This is a genomic window from Burkholderia theae, from assembly GCF_048565265.1.
GTDB lineage: Bacteria > Pseudomonadota > Gammaproteobacteria > Burkholderiales > Burkholderiaceae > Burkholderia > Burkholderia theae.
In genome coordinates, this window is sequence record NZ_CP183462.1 from 1214527 (window position 1) to 1234224 (window position 19698).

A 19698-nucleotide genomic window follows, 5' to 3' on the forward strand; every position below is an offset into this window, starting at 1 on the left:
TCATCGGTCGGCGGAGACGAACGCGGCAACGCGCCGCGTCACGCACCCCCGCGGATCAGGCCGGTCATCGGCCGCGTCTCGCCGCTTTCCGCGAACAGCGCGGACGCGGTGCGGCGGGGATCGAGCCGCAGGCTTTCGGCGGCCGCCCCCGAGATCAGCGCATCGAGCGACGCGGTCGGTTTCAGGTCGCGCCCTTCGTACAGGTCGCCGGGCCGCAGCCCCGGCCAGTCGGCGATCACACGACCGCCCGCGACCGCGCCGCCCGCGAGCATCGCGACCGACGCCTGCCCGTGATCGGTGCCGCCCGTGCCGTTCACCGCGGCCGTGCGGCCGAACTCGGTTGCAACCAGCACCGTGGTGTGCTGCCACGCGGGGCCGAGGCCGTCGCGCAGCGCGGCGAGCATCGTGTCGAGCGCTTTCAACTGATTCGCGAGGCGCGCGTTCTGCGCGCTGTGCGTATCCCAGCCGCCCGTCTCGATCATCGCGATCCGCGGGCCGTCGTCGCGCGCGAGGAAGGTCGCCGCGAGCTTGCCGACGCCCGCCGGATCCTGCCGCGCATGTGCATCGCCGGCGAGGCCGCGTGCGTCCATCGCCGACTGCCACAGCGGGCCGAGCTGCGTGTCGGCCTCGTAGAGCGCCGACACGCGCGCGAGCAGGTCGTCCGGCGCGGCCGGCAAACCGGACGGCGCATACGACGCGGCCTGCACGGTGCCGCGCAACGCGAGCGGCACGGTCGGCGCGAACGCGATCGCGCTTTCGCGCGTCGCCGGCAGCAGCGCGGCGAGCCGGTTCAGCCAGCCGTCCTTCACCTGGTACGGCGCGCGGCCGCCCGTCTCGAGCACGTTCTGGCCGTCGAAGTGCGACCTGTCGCGATACGGCGACGCGATCGCGTGGACGAACAGCGCCTGCCCGTCGCGGTACAACTGCGCGGTCTGCGCGAGCGACGGATGCAGCGCGAACGTGCCGTCGAGCCGCGTCGCGGCCGACGTATCGATCGCGAGTGCACCGCGCAGCGACGCATACGCCGGTTCCGCATACGGGACGACGATGTTCAGGCCGTCGGCCGCGCCGCGCTGGATCACGAACACGAAGCGCCGGTCGGTCGCGACGTTCGCGAACACGATCCGCGGCGCGACGAGGATCGCGCCTGCGCCGGCGGCGGCGACGCTGAGGAATTGTCGGCGGGACAGTGCCATGTTCATCTCCGTTGGAAATCGGGCGATACGAGCAGCAGCGCGAGCGACGTGGTGGCGCTTTCGGCGCGCGACAGCGCGGTCGCCGTCGGCGCGCTCATCGAACCGGCCAGCAGCGTGTTGCCGAGCGTGCGCGGATCGAGCCGGTCGCCGGTACGTGCGGCCAGGCGCTGCGCGATCTCGACGCGGCGCACGAGCGCGTCAGGTGCGGCCCAGCTCGCGGCGACGTCGTCGTAGCCGGCCGGCGAACCCGGCCGCCACACCGGCTGGCCGAGCTGCGTGAGCAGCGGCGCGGCCTTCAGTTCGCCCGTGTCGCGCCAGCCAAGCCCGCGCAGCGACGACACGGCCCACTCCCACGGCGTCTTGAACTTGCGGTTGACCGGCGCCCATGCTTCCGGCGCATCGACGAGCGCGCGATAGACGGTCGGCAGGTCGCCGCCGCTCGCGTCGAACGCGCGGGCGAGCCGGTCGGTCAGCGCGGGCGGCGGATTGTCGGCGACGAAATGACGGGCCAGCTGGAATGCGATGTGCCGGCCCGTTGCCTGCGAATGCGCGAGGTCGTGCAGGATCGCGCGCGCCTGCGCTTCGCCCGGCTGGTCGTAGGTGCGCCCCATCACCGTGCGCGTGCCCGGCTCGTGCAGCTTCGGGCGGAACACGAACGCGCCGGGCGCGGCATCGCCCGGCTGCGGCCCGTTCCCACCGGCGATGCTCCAGCCGGTCAGCGCGCGTGCGAATTCCGTCACGTCGGCTTGCGTGTAGCCGGTGCGCACGCCGAGCGTGTGCAGCTCCATGATTTCGCGCGCGAGGTTCTCGTTGAGCCCGCGTTTCGCGGAAGGATTGCGCGCTTGCGCGCGCATCGCGGCCGGGCTGTCGGGGCCGACCGAGCGCGCCTGGTCGAGGAAGATCTGCATTGCGGGATGCTGTTCGACGGCGACGAGCATGTCCTCGAAGCGGCCGAGCACGTGCGGGCGGATCGCGTCGCGTTCGAACGCGCCCGCATAGGCGGCGACCTGCCCCTTGTCGACCGATACCGCGAAATGGTTCGCCCAGAAATGCACGAGATGCTCGACGAACGGCGCGGGCGTGTTCAGCGCGCTGTTCAGTCGCGCGGCGACGGCGCTGCGATACGCGTCGTAGCCGTCGCGGCGGATCGATTGCGCGGTCGCGCGTTTCGCGGCCGCGTCGTCGCCCGTCATCGCGTTGCGCGCGTTCGCGAAGCGCGTCGCGAGCGCCACTGCGTCGGGTTCGCCGGCCCACGCGGCAGGCCGCGCGTCGTAACGGTCGAATTGCGCGACCAGCGCCGCCTTCGGGTCGGCAGGCGGTGCTTCGTCGGCCCGCGCGCCGAGACCGAAGCGGTTCAGCGCGATGGCGGCCGGCGTGATGTCGTTCGGGTGGTCCATGACGGGCTCTCTTGCGGTGCGTACCCCCGTTTAACGCGGGGGCGCCGGGAAATCCGTCGCTGGGATGGCAAATATTTTTGGGGGATCGGGAAAGCGAGGAACGGGAGAGTCGGCGGAGGTGATGCGCGACAACGACGCAAGTCAATCAGGAATTGGGCGGCCGCGCCTGGATCGGCCTACATCTGCACAACGCATGGCAATCAACGGCCCCCCATGGCGCGCACCGTCAACGGCAGGTAAGGTCAGATCCGGTCGAAGTTGAACGGCGTCACGTCCGGCAAGCCGTCGACCCGCTGCACGTCGATGCCGCACCAGACGCCGATCATGTTGGCCATGCGGCGCGCTTCATCACCATCATCGATCCGGCCCATCAGATCGATCGGCCGGCGGTTGCGAAAAACGAGCACGAGTTGCACCAGATCGCGCCGGATCGTCACCAGCGAGCCGCCCACGACAGCGCCGTCGAAACTTCGTCGACCGCCAACCAGCAGGCGATCCAGATCGCGACACGCGTACGTATTCAGCACCGGCTTGCGCAGCAGGCGTGTGGTGCTGATATCGATCCAGCGCTCTTCGTCGCGCCAGCAGAAGCGGGTTTCACGCAGCGGGCCGGCGAACCAGCGCGCGCGCATCAGCTTGCGGCCGATCCAGATCATCAGAACACCCAGACCGATCATGAGCACACCGGTGACGCCGAGGCCGAGCCATTCGTACCATGCATGTGACGCGTCTCCGGTCAGGGTCCCGGCCAACGCGGGTACGCCGGTCACGCAGGCCAGCCCCATGGCGCCCAGACCGAAGCCGAACGACCACCAGACGAAGTATCCGAAGCGCATGCGCCGCGGAGACAGGATCAGATTTCGACCGTCGGGAACGCATGCATAGCCGGCCTCGAACACCCATCGGTCCGGTGTCATCGGCCAGATCATCATGCAGAGCAGACCGAGTGCGGCTAGCGATACCGTGACCCAGTCAAGGATTGCTTCGACAAGAGGAGGCATATGAGCGCCAATATGCGAATCCGCCGCGCTGCGCGAAACGGACGTCCGAGCCGGTTTGATCGTCGCGATTCTGTCCGATCTCATGCAAGGCGGCAAGCGGATCGCTTTTCGAAACAGTCGCTTACTGGCTCGCCGGCGCGTCCGGTTTCTTCTGCAGCTTCGGCGGCAAACGCCAGTTGCCGCTGCGCTGCAACCCGTCGACGAACTTCGCGCGCTCCTCGGGCGTCAGCGTCGCCGCGAAATCGACGACGCTGCGCTCGACCTGCGCACGCAGCGCGGTATCGGCCGTGCGCGTGCGGTCGAGCGCGGCGTCGATCGCCGCGCGATCGAGTTGCGGCGCGGCGAGCAGGTCCAGCACGGTGATCCGGCCGTCGCGCCCTTCCCGCGCGAAATCGCGGCCGTCCTTGCGCGCCGCCTTCAGCGCGGCGGCGAACTCGCGCTGCCGCGCATCGGGCAATTCGTCCGCCGCGAAACGCAACGCGGTCCGTTGCGCGGGTGCGCCCGCCGCGTGCAGGTCGCGATGCGTCGAAAACCACTGATACGCGCCGCCGCCGATCGCACCGAGCATGAACACGTTCAGCACGACCGAGCCAACGAGGATGAATTTCCAGCTGCGTTCAGTCATTCCTCGCTCCAGTCGACGCTCGGGCCGCCGAAGGTGGTCGTCAGATAGCCCGGTTCATGCAGCGACGACGGCACGCTACCGAGCATCAGCATCGACACGGCCACCGCGCCCGCCAATGCACCGGCCAGGCCGACACCCGCGAACGCGGCGCCCGACCACCACACGGTGCCGCGCCGACGCGCGCGTTGCGGCGCGGGCGCCGACGCGACGATGCGCTCGACGAGCGCCGGCGCGGGCGGTGCGATCATGTCGTTCGACAGCCATGCGTCGAGGTCGGCGGCATCGTCCAGTGCCAGCAGCGCTTCGCGCGGGTTCGCGTGCGCCCACGCCTCGGCGGCCGCACGCTCGCCGCTCGGCCAGCGCCGCGCGTCCGAGCCGTATGCGGCGACGATGGTACGAAATCGTTCGGGTGTCATCGCTTGTCCTCGCTAGGTGTGTCGCCGGCCAGCTGCGCGCGCAGGTTGCGCCTCGCGCGCGCGAGCAGGCTTTCCAGCGCATCGACGGTGATGCCCATCAGGTTGGCCGCTTCCACATTCGACATTTCCTGATAGTACTGGAGCACGAGCGCTTCCCGCTGCCGGGACGGCAACGCGGCGAGCGCCTGCCGCACGCGCGCATCGCGCGAACGCAGTTCCGCATGCGCGGCCGGCTCCGGTTGCGGGTCCGGCATGTCGGGCATCGTATCGACGGGCTCCTCGCGCCGGCCGCGCAACCGGTCGTAGCACAGGTTCAGCACGACACGATGCAGCCACGTATCGAAGCGCGCCTCGCCTTCGCGCCAGCGCGGCGCCTGGTTCCAGATTCGCAAGAACGTCTCCTGCGCGACGTCCTCGGCTTCGTTCCGGTCGCCGAGCATGCGCGTCGCCAATGCGAGCAGCCGCGGCAGCTTGCGCGCGACGAGCACGCGCACTGCCGACGAATCGCGCGCGCCGACGCGCGCGACGAGTTCCGCGTCCGGATCGCGGTCGCCGCGATCGCTCAACGCAGCCTGCTCCGCAGCGCGGCGCGCGTGCGCCGCCACGTGCCGGCAGGTGTACCCGCCGCCCGGCTGAAGCTCATCGTCGTGCTCTCCTTGCATGCGTCGGGCCATCACCGGACGGCGCCACGCCGACTGTTCGGCGACGCCGCGCGTTTCGCGCCCGGCCTCGCACACGGCGTCGGCCATGTCCGTTTCATCGACATCCGGTTCGAGCGGCATCTCGATCCTGTCGGCCGGCCGCGCGACCGGCGGCCGGCGTGCTCAATATACGACGACCGGCGCGGGCCGGTAATACGCCGGACGCGCCGGCACCACGACGCAGCCGGCCAGCACGATGGCTACCGCCGCCAGTATCACGATGGTTCGAAAAGGCATGGCTTCGACTCATGACGTTGCGTGAAGGATCCGCCGCGCCGGCACCGCGTGCCGCGCGACGGCGTACACGTCAGGCCCAGTGGCCCGGCACCCAGCGCCAGGCCGGGCCGCGCGCGGCCCAGTGCCCGGGCACCCAGTGGTAACCGACGCGCACCACTTGCCAGTGCCCCGGAATCCAGACGTAGCGGCCCTGCTGCCAGTGCCAGTGGCCCTGGTCCCACACGTAGCCCGCGCGTGGCGCCGGCATCACTTCGACACGCGGCGCCGGCGGCGCGTAAGGCGCGACGATGACGGCCTGCGCGAACGTCGCGGACGCCGCCAGCGCGGCCACGCATGCCGCGGCAAACCGCAATGGAACAGAAAGTTTCATGAAAGACTCCGAAGTAACGGGCATCGGCCGGAAGCGGCCGTTCATGCGTTAAACGGCGCGGGCAAAAAAAATCCGTCGCGGTATCGGTAAAAAAATTTCGGCCGGACCGAATGCGCGTCGGAGCGGGCTGGATATCGTGACGCGCCGGCGCACACTCACGCCGGGTTGCCGTGCTGTCACAACCCGGCAAAACTGCCCTTCGACAATGCATGACACCGGGATCCCGCTCGCTTCCGGCCCACGCCCCGGCCGTGCTCGCGCTTTCGCACGACCTGGCGGTTCCACATCTCGCGTCCTCATCAACGAAAATTACGACCATGTCGAACCAGGACAATCTCCCCGCCCAGCCGAACGAGCCGGCCGCGTCCGTGTCACGTCGCGGCTTCCTGAAACTCGCCGGCGTATCCGGCCTCGCCACCGCCGCGGGCGGCCTCGCGGCCGCCAGGGCCGCCGCGTCGAATCCGGACGGCACGCCCGAGCAGGTCCACCTGACGTGGGGCAACGACCCCACGTCCGAGGTCGTGATCTCTTGGGCATCGCTCGCGCCGGCCGTCAATCCGCGCGCGCGCATCGTTGCCGACGGCGAGCCGCCGCGCACCGTGCACGGCGTCCAGCGCCTGTACACGGACGGCCTGAACGGCGAGACCGTGTTCGCGTACCACGCACGCGTGCACGGGCTGAAGCCGAATACGCACTACCGCTACGAGATCACGGCCGACAACGACAGCAATGCCGCGCAGCCGTTCTCCGCGAATTTCTCGACCGCGCCGCGCGGCCGCGCGCCGTTCCGCTTCACGAGCTACGGCGATCTCGCGACGCCGAACGGTGCGTGGGTGCTGTCGTCGCCGCAAAGCCGCTTCGCGGTGCAGGCCGTCGAGCAGTTCCAGCCGCTGTTCCACCTGCTGAACGGCGACCTCTGCTACGCGAACCTGAACCCCGCGCACCAGCCCGAGGTGTGGCGCGACTTCGGCAACAACAACCAGACGTCGGCCGCGAATCGTCCGTGGATGCCGTGCCCCGGCAATCACGAGATCGAGTTCAACAACGGCCCGCAGGGGCTCGACTCGTATCTCGCGCGCTATACGCTGCCGGAGAACGGCACGCGCTTCCCGGGCCGCTGGTACAGCTTCCGCGTGAGCTCGGTGCTGTTCGTGTCGCTCGACGCCGACGACGTCGTGTACCAGGACGCCGCCGCGTTCGTCGGCGGCCCCGCCCCGCTCGTGCCGGCCGCGAGCACGGGCCGCCCGCCGATCGAACCGGGCACGTCGTTCTACGTGCGCGGCTACAGCAACGGCGAGCAGACGCGCTGGCTCGAACACACGCTGCGTCATGCGGCGCATGACGACGACATCGACTGGATCGTCGTGCAGATGCACCAGGACGCGCTCAGTTCGTCGAAGTCGGGCAACGGCTCCGACAAAGGCATCCGCGAGGCATGGCTGCCGCTGTTCGACCGCTACGGCGTCGACCTCGTGCTGTGCGGCCACGATCACGACTACGAGCGCAGCTACCCGGTGCGCGGCTGCAATCACCGCGCGGGCGTCGACGCGTCGACCGGCGAAGTGGTCGAGACGCTGCAGCCGCGTCCGGTCGGATCGAACGACCCGGACCGCACGAAGTTCGACACGAGCCACGGCACGATCCACCTGATCCTCGGCGGCGGCGGCACCAGCGCGCCGCTCGACGTGTACGGCGAGAATCCGGCGACCGGCTTTGCGCGCGCCAAGGTGTTCACGAAGCCGAACCGGCCGGTGCCGGGCACGGCGCCGAACACGTTCGTGCGCCAGCCGGCCGATGCGCTCGAGGATGCGATCTGGTCCGCGCGCCGCGATACGGGCACCGGGTACGGGATCGCCGTGTTCGACCACGACCCGGGCAAGCCGGGCGGGCACACGACGATCACGATGCGCTACTACCATGCGCCGGGCGCCGACCAGCACCCGACCGCGGATTACGAGCTGTTCGAAACGATCGAGCTGAGCAAGAAGCGGCACGAACGCTGATCGGGCGGGCGCCCGCTGCGGCGGGCGCCGGTTGCGCCGGTTGCGTCCGCATCGACGGACTGGGATACCGTCAGGCAGGTTAGACTGCCCGCCTCGCACACCGGCCCATGCAGATGAGTTTCGAATACCGCATCCACACCCTTCCGTCGGCCGACGCATTCGATGCCATCGTGCATGCGCTGCGGCAAGCGCATGACGATATCGACATCGATCCCGACCGACGCCAACTTGAACTTCGCGACGACACCGGCGGCTGGCCGCTGATCAGCCTGTCGGCCGACGAAGACGGTTTCTTCCTGGTCACGACGCTCGGCCCGACACGGAACGCGATGCTCGACTCGATCGGACGCGCGTTGTCGGCAATCGGCGCGGCATGGCGCATCGACGACGCGTGACCCGCTGCCCCGTTTCACCCACTCGCCTGAAACAGCCGCACGCACGACGTCGTCTCTCCATCAACGCCCGCCATTCGTCCCTTCCGGCTCGCCCCCTGTAAACTACGCATCTCCGGACGCAACGGCCACGTTGAATTACCGTTCGCGATCGCTGCACGCGCGAGCGGAACCGAATCATCCAATCCCGAATTTGAATGTCGAAACAAGCAGGAAGCATGAAGCGCAGGAATAAGGCAACGCTCGTCGGGCTCGGCGCGGTGTTGTTGTGGGCCTCGGTGGTCGCCCTCGTTCGCGGGGTCAGCGAAAGTCTCGGTGCGACCGGCGGCGCCGCGATGATCTATACGGTGGCGTCGGTACTACTGCTGTTTTCGATCGGCTTTCCCGACCTGAGCCGATTCCCGAAAAAGTACCTGCTCTGGGGCGGGCTGCTGTTCGTTTCATACGAGCTGTGCCTGGCGCTGTCGATCGGGTATGCGAGCAACGGCCGGCAAGCGATCGAAGTCGCGATGGTCAACTATCTGTGGCCGAGCTTTACGCTGGTGGCGGCGATCCTGTTCAACAAGCAGCGCGCCAACCTGCTGGTCGTGCCCGGTGTCCTGCTGTCGATGCTCGGCATCTGCCGGGTGCTCGGCGGCGACCAGGGTCTCGATCCGGCCGGCATGCTGCACAACGTCGCGGACAATCCGCTGAGCTACGGCCTCGCGTTTTTCGGCGCACTGATCTGGGCCGGCTATTGCACGGTGACGGCGCGCATTGCCGACGGCAAGAACGGCGTCACGCCGTTCTTCATGGCGGTCGCCGCGATGCTCTGGATCAAGTTCGCGATCGAAGGCGGCGGCGGCATGACGTTCAGCCTTCACGCGGTCGTGTATGTCGTGCTGGCCGCATCGGCGCTGGGATTCGGCTACGCCGCATGGAACACCGGCATCATGCACGGCAACGTGACGATCATCGTCGGCGCGTCGTACTTGACGCCGGTGCTCGCCGCCGCGCTCGCCGCGACGCTGCTGCATGCGCCGCTGTCGATCGGATTCTGGCAAGGCGCGTTGATGGTGTGCGGCGGGTCGATCCTGTGCTGGCTCTCGACACGCAGCCGGCAACGTGAAAAAACAGCGCCAGTCCCGGTCGGGAAGGATGCCGAGGGCAACTGCCACGGGTGACGACGCCGCTCGTTGCGCGCTCGCCAGCTGCGCGTCGGGATGCTAGATTGGCGTCGCGACTTGTCCGGTTTCCGGCTGGACGAGCAAACGCTACTCATCCCCCACGTCGAAGGCCACCCCATGATCGACCACGTCTACCTCTCCGTCACCGACATCGACAAGTCACTGGCCTTCTACGCCGAAGCGTTGAAGCCGCTCGGCTGGCGCCTGTTCGGCAACTACGACTCGTCGTCGGGCCCCGCGGGCGTCCCCGATCTTTACGGCATCGGCGACGACATGTACGGCAACGGAACGGCGGTCGGATCGAGCATCTGGCTGCGTCGACGCAATCCCGGCGAGACCGGGCTGTACCTCGGGATCGTCTGCGACAGCAACGAACTGGTCGACGCCGCCTATGCGGCTGCCATCAAAGCCGGCGGCACCGACGAGGGAAAACCGGCCGATCGCACCTACTTCGCGCCCGGCTACTACGCCGCCAACGTCGCGGACTTCGACGGTAACCGTCTCGAGTTCGTCCATAAGGCATGGAATCCCAAGCGACGCGCATAACGAGCGCAACGCCCGTTCCGCCGCGTCCCGGGAGTCCGCCGAACCCTGTTGCGCAGCGGCAAGCATCGACGCGATGCCCGTGCCGTTCATCCCGTCATCGTCAGCTTCGCGACTCCAGCGCGATACGCACCGCCAATCCGGCCAGCACGGTGCCCATCAACCAGCGCTGCACCGACGCCCAGACCGGCCGCCCCGCGAGAAAACCCGCGATGGAACCGGCCATGCACGCAATCAGCGCGTTGACGCTGATGCTCACCGCGATCTGCACGCAGCCGAGCGCCAGCGATTGCGCGAGCACGCTGCCGTGCCCCGGTGAAATGAACTGCGGCAGCAGCGACAGATACATCACCGCGATCTTCGGATTCGCGAGGTTCGTGACGAAACCCATCGTGAAGAGCCTGACGCGGCTGTCATGCGGCAACTGCCGGACCTGGAACGCGGAGCGACCGCCCGGCTTCAGCGCCTGCCACGCGAGGTACGACAGATACAGCGCGCCGCAAAAACGCAACGCGTCGTACGCGTACGGCACGGTCAGCACCAGCGCGGTGATGCCCAGCGCCGCGCAGAACATATAGAACACGAACCCCAGCGCGACCCCGCCGAGCGACACCAGCCCGGCACGGCGGCCCTGGCAGATCGAGCGCGAAACCAGGTAGATCATGTTCGGTCCGGGCGTCAGCACCATGCCGAGCGACACGAGTCCGAAAGCAAACAAGGTGGGCAACGCCGGCACGGCAATCTCCTTCGGGGCAGCACAGTCAGGGTGACGAGGTTTGAACAATGTATTGCATCTCGTCCACCAACATCATGAATAAACTGCAAGCCGCCCATGAACGCTTTTCATCACGCCGGCCGCGCGTTACTGGCCTTTTTTCGCGCGGGTCTGGAGCGCCTTCGCTGCCTTTACGCGTTGTGCGTCGACGAGCCTCACGAATTCGTCGGTGATCGCGTTTCCGGCCGCATTCCACGACAGCCGCACGGAACGATGCAGCCTCGGCGACAGTTCCAGCACGCGGCCGCAGAACGGCGTGTACGTAAGCGTGATGCGCGGAACGATCGATACGCCCATGCCGGCCTCCGCCATCGATAGAATGGTGCGCATCTCGACCACGTTGAACGCGGCCCGCAGCGGCGCGCCGCCACGCGCGAAATAGTCGGCGATCACCGGCCCGCACCCTGCCTTCGAGAAAATGAACGGCGCCACGGACAACTGCCTGGCCGACACGCGCTTGCGGTCGGCGAACATGCCATCTGCCGCCACCGCGACGAAATCCTCGTCGAGCAGCGGTAGATTGTTCGCGAACGTCTTCGTGCCGGCCACCACACCGACGTCGGCGGTACCGTCGTCGATCCACCCCTCGACTTCGCTGTCCGTGCCTTCGAGCAGCACCGCCGACACGCCCTGGTGCATCTCCTTCAACGCCTCGAGCGCGGGCACGACGAACGCCAGCGATACACTCGGCAGCGACGCGACCACCAGCTTCCCTTCGAGCTTGCCACGCGACAGGCTGAACTGCTGGCGCAGCATCTGCGCCTCCCGAACCACGTTCTGGACGTACGGCCACAGGCGTTCGCCCGCCGCCGTCAGCACGACCGGCTGCCGGTCGCGCCAGAGCAGCTTGACCTGCGTGATGTCCTCCAGTTCGGTCAACGCATGACTGATCGCGGATTGACTGCGGCTGAGCCGGTCGGCCGCGGCCGTGAGCGAACCGAGTTCGACTACGGCAGCTAGAGCCTGCAACTGGGCAAGCGTCATCGGGTCTCCTTGATCCGGGGTATGTACGCCGTACATGATACGGCCAGCCGTCATGAAGGATATCGAACCGATGCGGCAGACCGGCGAGCGTCGCCGCAGCCGGCTCCCCGCGCCGCGCGGCGGCCGAGGCAGATGTCCGCCGCGACGCTCAGGTAAGATGCGTCGTCGAATCGCCGCGTCGATTGCAAGCGCACCCGGCCATCTGAAACGCTGCGATGCGATCGAATGACCGGTTCAAGCCCATCCAGAACGAATACATGCAAAACGCACGCGACCGCAACGGACTCCCTCGGCAACGCTCGCTGCCGGATATCCCGCGACATGCCACGCCATGATGCATTTCAATCTCACTGAAGGTGTGCTGGTCTCCAGCCTGCAGGCGCTCACCCCGCTCGATCTGGCCGGCATCGCCGTCGCGCTGCTGCTGGGCGGCATGGCCAAGGGGATCACGGGCATCGGCGTGCCGCTGATCGCGATGCCGATACTCAGCCAGTTCCTGCCGATCCGGCACGCGGTGCTGCTGCTGTCGATGCCGATCATCCTCGGCAACATCCCGCAGGCGCTGGAAGGCGGCCAGGTGCTGGCGACGGCGCGGAAGATCGCCGCGCCGATCGTGGGCACCGTGATCGGGAATGTCGTCGGTGTCGCCATTCTCCTGTCGCTCAATCCGGGGCACGCCCAGGCCGCATCCGGCGCGCTGCTGATCTTCGCCGCGACGCTGATGCTCGCCGCACCGAAGCTCAACCTGCCGGACGCGTGGCAGAAGCCGGTCGGTTTCGTGCTCGGGTTCGGCGCGGCGCTGATGGAAAGCATCGCGTCGGTGCCGGGCCCGCTGCTGGCCACCTACCTGATTTCGTCCGGCGCGACCGGACGCGTGTTCACGAAGCAGATCGCGATCATCCTCGTGGTGTCGATCGTCACGCTGATCACGACGTTCAGCGGCGCCGCGCATGCCAGCGGCGCCGACCTCGCGATCTCGGCGGCGGCGAGCCTGCCGGCCATTGCCGGCATGTGGCTCGTGCGCCCGCTGCGAGACAAGATGTCGCCCCGGATCTTCAGGATGGTCGTCCTGCTGTTCGTGCTCGCCGCGGCATCGCAGATGATCTGGAAATCGGGCGTGTTCCGGCACGGCGGATCGCAGGTGACGCAGACGGGCAACGGGCACGCCGTCACGAAGTAACGGTGTACTGCACCACCTTCGATCGCGCATGCGTTCTGAAAGCTGCAAAGCGTAGTATTCGCGGACCTGGCGTATCGCCGCCCCCGACGGCACCGGACATCGTGAAACGATGCGGACGATACGTTGCCGACTTTGCTACTCGCGCGCCGATGCCGACATCGGCGCCGCCACGTTTTCAGAGGCACGAAATGGAAACCTATGTGTTGCTGGGCTGCGGATTCGGCCTTGGCCTGCTGATTGCCATCTGGGGAATCTGGTCGCTCCGCTAACGCGTGCGACACCTGTCGATGCGCAAACCATTCGCGTCGAATCCCGCCACACACGTCACGCCTGCCTGCTCCCGCCCGGAAGCAGGCGCGGCCGCGCTTCGTCGAAGCGCGCGCATTCGGCCTTGAGCCAGTCCGAAAACGCCGCCGTACGCGGATCCTCGGGGTTGCGGGAAAGCAGCACATAGCGCGCCGGCGCACGCACGTGCGTGCCGAACACATCGACAAGCCGTCCGCTCGCAATCTCGTCATGCACCAGCGCCGCGCGCGCCATCGCGACACCCTGATGGTTCAGCGCGGCCGTGATCGCAAGGCTGGAGAAATTGAACTGAGGCCCGCCCAGCTGCGCGATCCACGCCGGATGGACTGCCTCCAGCCACGTGTGCCACTCCACGAACTCGGGCGCGCCGACCCACGGCGCGGCGTCGTGCAGCAAGACGACGCCGTCGAGCGACTTCCCTTCGGCAAAGGACGGATGCTGCGCCAGATACGCCGGCGTGGCGACCGGAAACAGCGTTTCGTCGAGGATCACGTCGGCATGCAACCGGCTGTATTGCACCGGGTCGTAGCGCACCGCCACGTCGATGTCGTCGGATTCCATGGCCTGCCGGTCCAGCACCTGAAACTCGGCTTTCAGGCGAACCGACACGTTCGGCTGTTGCCGGTGAAATTCGGTCAGGCGCGGCATCAGCCATTGCAACGCAAACGACGGCAGACAGCTCACCTGCAACGGCGCATCCGACATGTCGAGCGCCTGCAGCGTGCGATGGATGTCGAAGAACGCGCTCGACATCGTCCCGAGCAGGATTCCGCCCTTCTCGGTCAGCTTCAGCCCGCGCGCCTGGCGCACGAACAGCGGATAACCGAGCCGGTCTTCCAGATGCCGGATCTGCTGGCTCACGGCGCTTTGGGTCAGATTGAACGCCTGCGCCGTCTTCGTGAAGCTCAGCAACCGGCCGGCGGTTTCAAAGCAGAGCAACGCACCGAGGATCGAACCATCGAGTCGCATAGACATAAGTCAGGCTAATACATTCATTAGAAATCGGCGCTTTTGCGCAGTCTGCGGGAATCGTAGCATTGCCGTCCAGCATCCCGCTTGACGAACACAAGGCCGATCCATGACCGTGACGCTCCAACCCGCCGACCTATTAGCCAGACTGCAATCCCGCCATCCGCTGCTGTGGCTGAACCCCGAAACCGGCAGCCCGCTGCCGCAGGACGCGCCATCGTTCGACGCCATTGCGACGGCGGAAGCCCGGCTGGCGCGATGCGAACCGCTGATGGCCGCGCTCTTTCCCGAGCTTGCGGCAAGTGCGGGAAAAATCGAGTCGCCGCTGATGCCCGCGGACGACTTGCAGCGCGCGTTGTCGCATCCGGCCGACGCGCACGGCGCGTGGTTCATCAAGCGCGACGACGCCTTGCCGGTTGCCGGTTCGATCAAGGCGCGCGGCGGCTTTCATGAAGTGCTCGCGCTCGCGGAATCGATCGCGATCGAACACGGGCTGCTCGAGCCTGCGGGCGACCGGCGGATCCTGGCGTCGACCGCCGCTCGCGCGCTGTTCGCCACGCACACCGTCATCGTGGGCAGCACCGGCAACCTCGGCCTGAGCATCGGCGTGATGGCCGCCGCGCTGGGGTTCGAGTCGGTCGTTCACATGTCGACCGACGCGAAGCCCTGGAAGAAGGCGCGGCTGAGAAAACGCGGCGTTCGCGTGGTCGAGCACGACGGCGATTATGCGCAAGCCGTCGCGGCCGGACGAGCGCAGGCGCGCCATCAACCGCGCTGCCATTTCGTCGACGACGAAGGCTCGCTGATGCTGTTCCTGGGTTACGCCGCCAGCGCCCGGCATCTCGCCGCGCAGCTCGCCGGGGCGGGCCGCAGCGTCGACGCCGCGCATCCGCTCTTCGTCCATATCCCATGCGGTGTCGGCGGCGCACCGGGCGGCATCACGTACGGCCTCAAGGCGCTGTTCGGCGAGCACGTGCATTGCTTTTTTGCCGAGCCCGTCGCGTCGCCATGCATGCTGGTCCAGCTTGCCGCCGGCTCCCGTCAGCCGGTGTCCGTCTACGACGTGGGGCTCGACAACCGGACCGAGGCCGATGGCCTGGCCGTCGCGCAGGCCTCGCATCTGGTCAGCCCGCTGATGGCGTCCCAGCTGTCGGGCGTCTTCACCGTCAGCGATGAGCAGCTTTACGCGCAATTGCTCGCGGTTCTGCGCGCCACCGGCGTGGAACTGGAACCGTCGGCCGCCGCTGCCGTCGGCGGGCCCGGCTGGCTGACGCAGTCTTCCGTCGGCCGCGACTACCTGCATCGCCATGCGATCGACACAAGCGCGGCGACGCACGTGATCTGGGCAACGGGCGGCTCGCTCGTTCCGCCGGAAGAACACCGCCGCTTCCAGGCGCATGCGAAAGCGCTCGCCGGTGCCGCGCCCGGCGCGTGATCGCGTTCGGCCCGCGCGTCTCGCCGTTTCCCAAGACGCGTTAGACTGTCCGCATGGAACAATGCCGTTATTGCCAGAGAATCCGCGATGAATGGGATTGCCACGGGGACGAATGCCGCCGGGCAATCGCCAAGGCGCTGCGCCGGCAGCGGGCGGGCCTGCCGATGGTGCCCGATCGCATCCGCAACGAGCTGCCGTCCGGCGCGCCGACCCAGCAGGTGATCGCCGTGCTGTCGCGCCAGCGCCTGCGCGCGCGCCGCGGCAACGAGGAACGCCGCGAACGCAAGGAAATCGACGACGACGTCTGATCCGGCCGCACCGCGGCCCGAACGCATCGTCTCCTCCGGCCCCTCTACCGCCGGGCGCCCGCCCGTGCGCGACACCCGCCCACCCGCCGTGCCCTTGCAAATCCGGCAATACCGAATGGGGACGGAGCGTATTTCTACCGCGATTATTACTCCAGGGACAACGATCTTTCATCGAAATCCACGTTTACCCTAGGTCAGCCGAAGCCTACGATGTATTCAACCGCTTACGACATGGTGTCGAACGCGGAAAGCCAAGACAAACATCGGAGGTCATCATGAAATCGCTCGTTTCCGCAGTCGTTGCCGCTGTCGCCCTGTCCGCCTCGTTCGGCGCATTCGCCCAAAGCACCGTGACCCGCGCCCAGGTGCGCAACGAACTGGTTCAACTCGAAAGCGCCGGCTACAAGCCGGGCCTGTCGAGCCCGTACTACCCGGCGGACATCCAGGCCGCCCAAGCCCGCGTGCGCGGCGCCGACAACAGCGGCTACGGTGCGCAACCGGCCGCGACCGTCCAGGGTGGCGCACCGGCCGCCAAGGTGCAAAGCCCGCGCGACTCGGTCTACTTCGGCCACTAAGCCTGCCGCCGCGCGCCCTGCGCGCGCAGTCCGCACCTGCAACGAGCCCGTCGCGTGACGGGCTCGTTGCGTTTGCGTCGCTTGTTTTACCGGCCCGTTTTACCGGCCCTCCGTCACCGGCTGCCGCCCGACGCGACCCGACCGGCCTCTTCCGTCGCGGCGGCGCCGCCGACCAGTTCCTGATAGCGCACGCACGCGCGCTGCGCGGACGCCTTCGCCGCGTACATCGCCGCGTCGGCCTTCACGAGCAGTTCCTCGGCCGACGCGCCGTCAGCCGGAAACTCGCTGACGCCGATGCTCGCGCCGATGGCCACGCGCCGCTCGCCGACCTCCAGTTCCTCGGCCATCACGATCTGGATCCGCGACGCGACTTCGCCGATCACCGCCGGTGAACGCACGTCCGCAATCAGCACGATGAATTCGTCGCCGCCGAGCCGCGCGACCATGTCGCCGCTGCGCAGCGCGAGGCTCAGCCGCTTCGCGACCGCGACGAGCGTGCGATCGCCGGCCGAATGCCCATGCTGGTCGTTGATCTGCTTGAAGCGGTCGAGATCGACGAACATCACGGCCAGCCCTTCGTGCACCGCGGCCGCATGCCGGATCGCGGCATCGAGATGCTCCATGAACAGCAGGCGGTTCGGCAGCGCGGTCAGCGGATCGTGGCCCGCGAGGTGCGTCAACTCCTGCTGCTTCGCGCGCAGCATCGCGACCTGCGTGCGGATCTCGACGCGCATGCTGTCGAAACAGCGCGCGAGCACGCCGATCTCGTCGGCGCGCCCGACCGGCAGCCGTTCCGCCGCCGGATCGTCGAACACGTGCGTCGCGGCACGCGCAAGCGTCTGCAGCGGCCGCGTCATCGCCCGCGCGAACAGGATCGCGAGAATCACCGCCAGCAGGCTCGACACGAGCACCATCCGGACGATCCGTTCGCCAAGCATGCCGGCCGGCGCGAGGACGTCCGCGAGCGGCCTTGCCATCCCGAGCACGACGAAGCGATTGCCCTCGTCGTGCCCGAACGGCGTGCGCACGAACGCGAACATCTGCCCCGGCGCCTCGTCCGGCTGCACCAGGCCATTGAACGTCACGTTCGCGCGCGCGCTGTCGAACAGCACGTGTGTCGCGACAAAATGATCCTGCATCAGCACGCGCCGGCCGCGATCGAAGCCGAACGTCTGTGCCGGATCCGGATGCACGAGGAAATCGCCCCACTCGTTCGCGAGATACACCGCATAGTCGTCCGGCAGATCGCGTTCGAGCCGATCGAACACGCGCGACAGTTCGACGTCGACGACGAGCGCGCCGACCGTCTGGCCCAGCTGATCGACGACCGGCGTACCCACGCGCAGGATCGGCAGCCCCTCAGCCGCGTGCGAGCCCGTCTCGTGGTTGATCACGATCGGCGACAGGTAGATATGGCCGGGCGCCGTCGCGAGCGTATCGAATACATAGGAGAACTGCCCTTTCTCCTGAAATGCATTTTCCGGCAACACGACGATGCCGCGTGCGTCGCGATCGACGCGGATGTGTTCGAGCCCGAAATGCCCGCTCGCGATCAGGCGGATCTGCAGGTATTCCGGATGATTTCTCATGAAGCTGTAATACACCTGCTCGAGCCGCGTGCGTCGCGCGCGGTCCGGGTTGTCGCTGCCCGCGACGAGCGCGGACGACGGCAACTGCGCGAGCACGAGCGCATCGTCCGCGACGTCGGAGAGCGCGGTCGTGAAGCGCTGCCCGAGCAACTGCGTCGACATCAGCAGGCTGTGCTGCGCTTCCTGCACGAGCATCGCGCGATTCGCGCGATACGTGTAGTAGCCGGTGGTGCCGGATGCGATCACGCCGATGCAGGCGAACAGCACCGAGAGCTTCGACGTGAGCCCGAGCCGGATCATTTTCCGAACCGCTCAGGCCGGTCGCCCGACACGATGCGCCCCCACAGCGATTCGCGTCGCGCGATGTCTTCGACGGGTTGCAGCCACACGAGACGCTCGTGCCCGGCGTCGAGGCCCGGCGGCGGCTCGAGCGTGTTCGCGAGCCCCTGGCGCTCGGTCAGCAGCGCGCCGATCGCCGGTTCGAGCATGTAGTTGATCCACGCGAACGCGAGCTCGGGATGTTGCGCGCCGCGCGTGACGGCCCAGCAGTCGAGCCATGCGAGCGCACCTTCGTCCGGGATCACGTAGCCGACGTCCGCGCCCGCGCGACGCAACAGCTCGACCTGCTGCGTGCCGTAGTTGCCGAACATCAGCGCCGCGCGATGCTGGACGAACAGCGCGGTCGCCTCTTCAGGGAGCGTGTAGTAGGTCAGCAAGTTGCGGCGCAGGTCGATCAGCTTGCGCGCGACGGCGAGCGTCTGCTCGGGCGACAGCCGAAACGGATCGGGATAACCGAGCGCCAGCGCCGCGAACGAGAAATTGTGCTGCGCGCTGTTGAAGTCGAGCACCTTGCCGCGGTAGCGCGGGTTCCACAGCTCGCGCATCGAGCGCGGCGCGGCCGGCACCTGCTTGCGGTCGTAGATCAGCCCCATCGACGAATACGTGAACGGGATCGCGTATGCCGCGCCGTCCTGCACGAGCCCGCCGATCGTCGCGAGCTGCTGGAAGTTCGGCAACTGCCGCCGCCGGTTCGGGATGCGCGACAGGTCGATCGGCGCGAGCAGCCGTTCGCGCGCGTAGCGCTGGATCTCGGCCGTGTTCGCGGCCAGCACGTCGTACGGCGGCGGCGACGCGCTTTGCATCCGCGCCCAGAGCGCTTCGTCGGAATCGACGAACGTCACTTCGACACGTGCGTGAAACTGCGCCTCGAATGCGCTGACGACGTCGTTGTCCGCGTAGCCGGGCCACGCCAGCACGCGCAGCACGTTGTCGTTGACGGTTTCGGGAGCGGCAGCGAAAACAGGCAGGCCCAGTAAGCCCAGTGTCAATATGATGAGCAGCGTGAACACGCCGCTGCGTCGACGCGCATGCGCGCCGATTCCCCTGATCAATCGGACCCCACCCGAATCGCCCGGCTGCATTCGACTGTCCTTTTTCGAGTCGATGCGATATCCCGCAACGAGACCATAAATCGTACGGTCGCGCAATCGGAAGAAGCCGCACACGGCATGCGTGCGTGCCGTCGTCGAC

At 67.7% G+C, this 19698-nt stretch carries 20 protein-coding genes; 8 read left to right on the forward strand and 12 right to left on the reverse strand.

What is annotated here, in order from left to right:
- Window positions 1–38: 38 nt before the first annotated feature.
- From ACN22W_RS22960 to ACN22W_RS22990, 7 genes are all read right to left on the reverse strand, one after another.
- Window positions 39–1196, reverse strand: coding sequence for a DUF1501 domain-containing protein (locus tag ACN22W_RS22960; RefSeq protein ID WP_419689518.1), 1158 nt, complete (start codon window positions 1194–1196; stop codon window positions 39–41).
- Window positions 1197–1198: 2 nt separating this feature from the next.
- The gene (locus tag ACN22W_RS22965) at window positions 1199–2593 is read right to left on the reverse strand and encodes a DUF1800 domain-containing protein (protein WP_048251054.1); all 1395 of its coding nucleotides are present in this window, start codon (window positions 2591–2593) and stop codon (window positions 1199–1201) included.
- Between the two features lie 242 nt (window positions 2594–2835).
- Entirely contained in the window at window positions 2836–3525 is a 690-nt protein-coding gene (locus ACN22W_RS22970) for a phage holin family protein (protein ID WP_419689519.1), read from the reverse strand.
- A gap of 190 nt (window positions 3526–3715) precedes the next feature.
- On the reverse strand, window positions 3716–4219 hold the full coding sequence (locus ACN22W_RS22975; protein ID WP_419689520.1) for a periplasmic heavy metal sensor: 504 nt from the start codon (window positions 4217–4219) through the stop codon (window positions 3716–3718).
- Entirely contained in the window at window positions 4216–4635 is a 420-nt protein-coding gene (locus ACN22W_RS22980) for a hypothetical protein (RefSeq protein WP_343494461.1), read from the reverse strand. The genes ACN22W_RS22975 and ACN22W_RS22980 overlap by 4 nt, the downstream gene beginning before the upstream one ends.
- Window positions 4632–5417 (reverse strand): RNA polymerase sigma factor, encoded by a 786-nt coding sequence (locus ACN22W_RS22985; RefSeq protein ID WP_419689521.1) that lies wholly within the window; start codon window positions 5415–5417, stop codon window positions 4632–4634. Before ACN22W_RS22985 ends, ACN22W_RS22980 begins: the two co-directional genes overlap by 4 nt.
- 226 nt (window positions 5418–5643) lie before the next feature.
- Window positions 5644–5943, reverse strand: a complete 300-nt coding sequence (locus ACN22W_RS22990) for a YXWGXW repeat-containing protein (protein WP_048251049.1) — start codon at window positions 5941–5943, stop codon at window positions 5644–5646.
- 317 nt (window positions 5944–6260) lie between these two features.
- Between ACN22W_RS22990 and ACN22W_RS22995 the strand changes: the two genes are divergently transcribed.
- From ACN22W_RS22995 to ACN22W_RS23010, 4 genes are all read left to right on the forward strand, one after another.
- Window positions 6261–7946 (forward strand): purple acid phosphatase family protein, encoded by a 1686-nt coding sequence (locus tag ACN22W_RS22995; protein WP_419689522.1) that lies wholly within the window; start codon window positions 6261–6263, stop codon window positions 7944–7946.
- Window positions 7947–8053: 107 nt separating this feature from the next.
- Window positions 8054–8341 carry a hypothetical protein gene (locus ACN22W_RS23000; RefSeq protein WP_419689523.1) on the forward strand — a complete coding sequence of 96 codons (288 nt, stop codon included), beginning with the start codon at window positions 8054–8056 and terminating at the stop codon, window positions 8339–8341.
- A 215-nt stretch (window positions 8342–8556) separates the two neighbouring features.
- Window positions 8557–9501, forward strand: a complete 945-nt coding sequence (gene yddG / locus ACN22W_RS23005) for an aromatic amino acid DMT transporter YddG (protein ID WP_419689524.1) — start codon at window positions 8557–8559, stop codon at window positions 9499–9501.
- A 120-nt stretch (window positions 9502–9621) separates the two neighbouring features.
- Entirely contained in the window at window positions 9622–10050 is a 429-nt protein-coding gene (locus tag ACN22W_RS23010; protein WP_129515052.1) for a VOC family protein, read from the forward strand.
- A gap of 100 nt (window positions 10051–10150) precedes the next feature.
- Here the strand turns inward: ACN22W_RS23010 and ACN22W_RS23015 are convergent, their stop codons facing one another.
- Both ACN22W_RS23015 and ACN22W_RS23020 read right to left on the reverse strand, forming a co-directional pair.
- Complete coding sequence (locus tag ACN22W_RS23015) at window positions 10151–10783, reverse strand: LysE family translocator (protein ID WP_048251044.1); 633 nt, start codon at window positions 10781–10783, stop codon at window positions 10151–10153.
- Between the two features lie 126 nt (window positions 10784–10909).
- The gene (locus ACN22W_RS23020; protein WP_419689525.1) at window positions 10910–11806 is read right to left on the reverse strand and encodes a LysR family transcriptional regulator; all 897 of its coding nucleotides are present in this window, start codon (window positions 11804–11806) and stop codon (window positions 10910–10912) included.
- 331 nt (window positions 11807–12137) lie between these two features.
- Between ACN22W_RS23020 and ACN22W_RS23025 the strand changes: the two genes are divergently transcribed.
- Window positions 12138–12986 carry a sulfite exporter TauE/SafE family protein gene (locus ACN22W_RS23025; RefSeq protein WP_419689526.1) on the forward strand — a complete coding sequence of 283 codons (849 nt, stop codon included), beginning with the start codon at window positions 12138–12140 and terminating at the stop codon, window positions 12984–12986.
- Between the two features lie 324 nt (window positions 12987–13310).
- On the opposite strand, the gene ACN22W_RS23030 is transcribed toward ACN22W_RS23025, so the two are convergent.
- Complete coding sequence (locus tag ACN22W_RS23030; RefSeq protein ID WP_419689527.1) at window positions 13311–14267, reverse strand: LysR substrate-binding domain-containing protein; 957 nt, start codon at window positions 14265–14267, stop codon at window positions 13311–13313.
- Window positions 14268–14370: 103 nt separating this feature from the next.
- Here ACN22W_RS23030 and ACN22W_RS23035 point away from each other — a divergent pair, with 103 nt between their 5' ends.
- The 3 genes from ACN22W_RS23035 to ACN22W_RS23045 all read left to right on the forward strand — a co-directional run bounded on the left by ACN22W_RS23035 (window position 14371) and on the right by ACN22W_RS23045 (window position 16579).
- Window positions 14371–15696, forward strand: a complete 1326-nt coding sequence (locus ACN22W_RS23035; protein ID WP_419689528.1) for a D-serine ammonia-lyase — start codon at window positions 14371–14373, stop codon at window positions 15694–15696.
- A 53-nt stretch (window positions 15697–15749) separates the two neighbouring features.
- Window positions 15750–16004 carry a hypothetical protein gene (locus ACN22W_RS23040; protein ID WP_027791787.1) on the forward strand — a complete coding sequence of 85 codons (255 nt, stop codon included), beginning with the start codon at window positions 15750–15752 and terminating at the stop codon, window positions 16002–16004.
- Between the two features lie 275 nt (window positions 16005–16279).
- Window positions 16280–16579 (forward strand): DUF4148 domain-containing protein, encoded by a 300-nt coding sequence (locus tag ACN22W_RS23045; RefSeq protein WP_129515059.1) that lies wholly within the window; start codon window positions 16280–16282, stop codon window positions 16577–16579.
- 113 nt (window positions 16580–16692) lie between these two features.
- Here ACN22W_RS23045 and ACN22W_RS23050 read toward each other — a convergent pair whose 3' ends face one another.
- Both ACN22W_RS23050 and ACN22W_RS23055 read right to left on the reverse strand, forming a co-directional pair.
- Window positions 16693–18468, reverse strand: coding sequence for a diguanylate cyclase domain-containing protein (locus ACN22W_RS23050; protein ID WP_419689529.1), 1776 nt, complete (start codon window positions 18466–18468; stop codon window positions 16693–16695).
- Window positions 18465–19589: an extracellular solute-binding protein gene (locus tag ACN22W_RS23055; RefSeq protein ID WP_412024410.1), complete on the reverse strand. Its 1125-nt coding sequence runs from the start codon at window positions 19587–19589 to the stop codon at window positions 18465–18467. The genes ACN22W_RS23050 and ACN22W_RS23055 overlap by 4 nt, the downstream gene beginning before the upstream one ends.
- Between the last annotated feature and the right edge of the window lie 109 nt (window positions 19590–19698).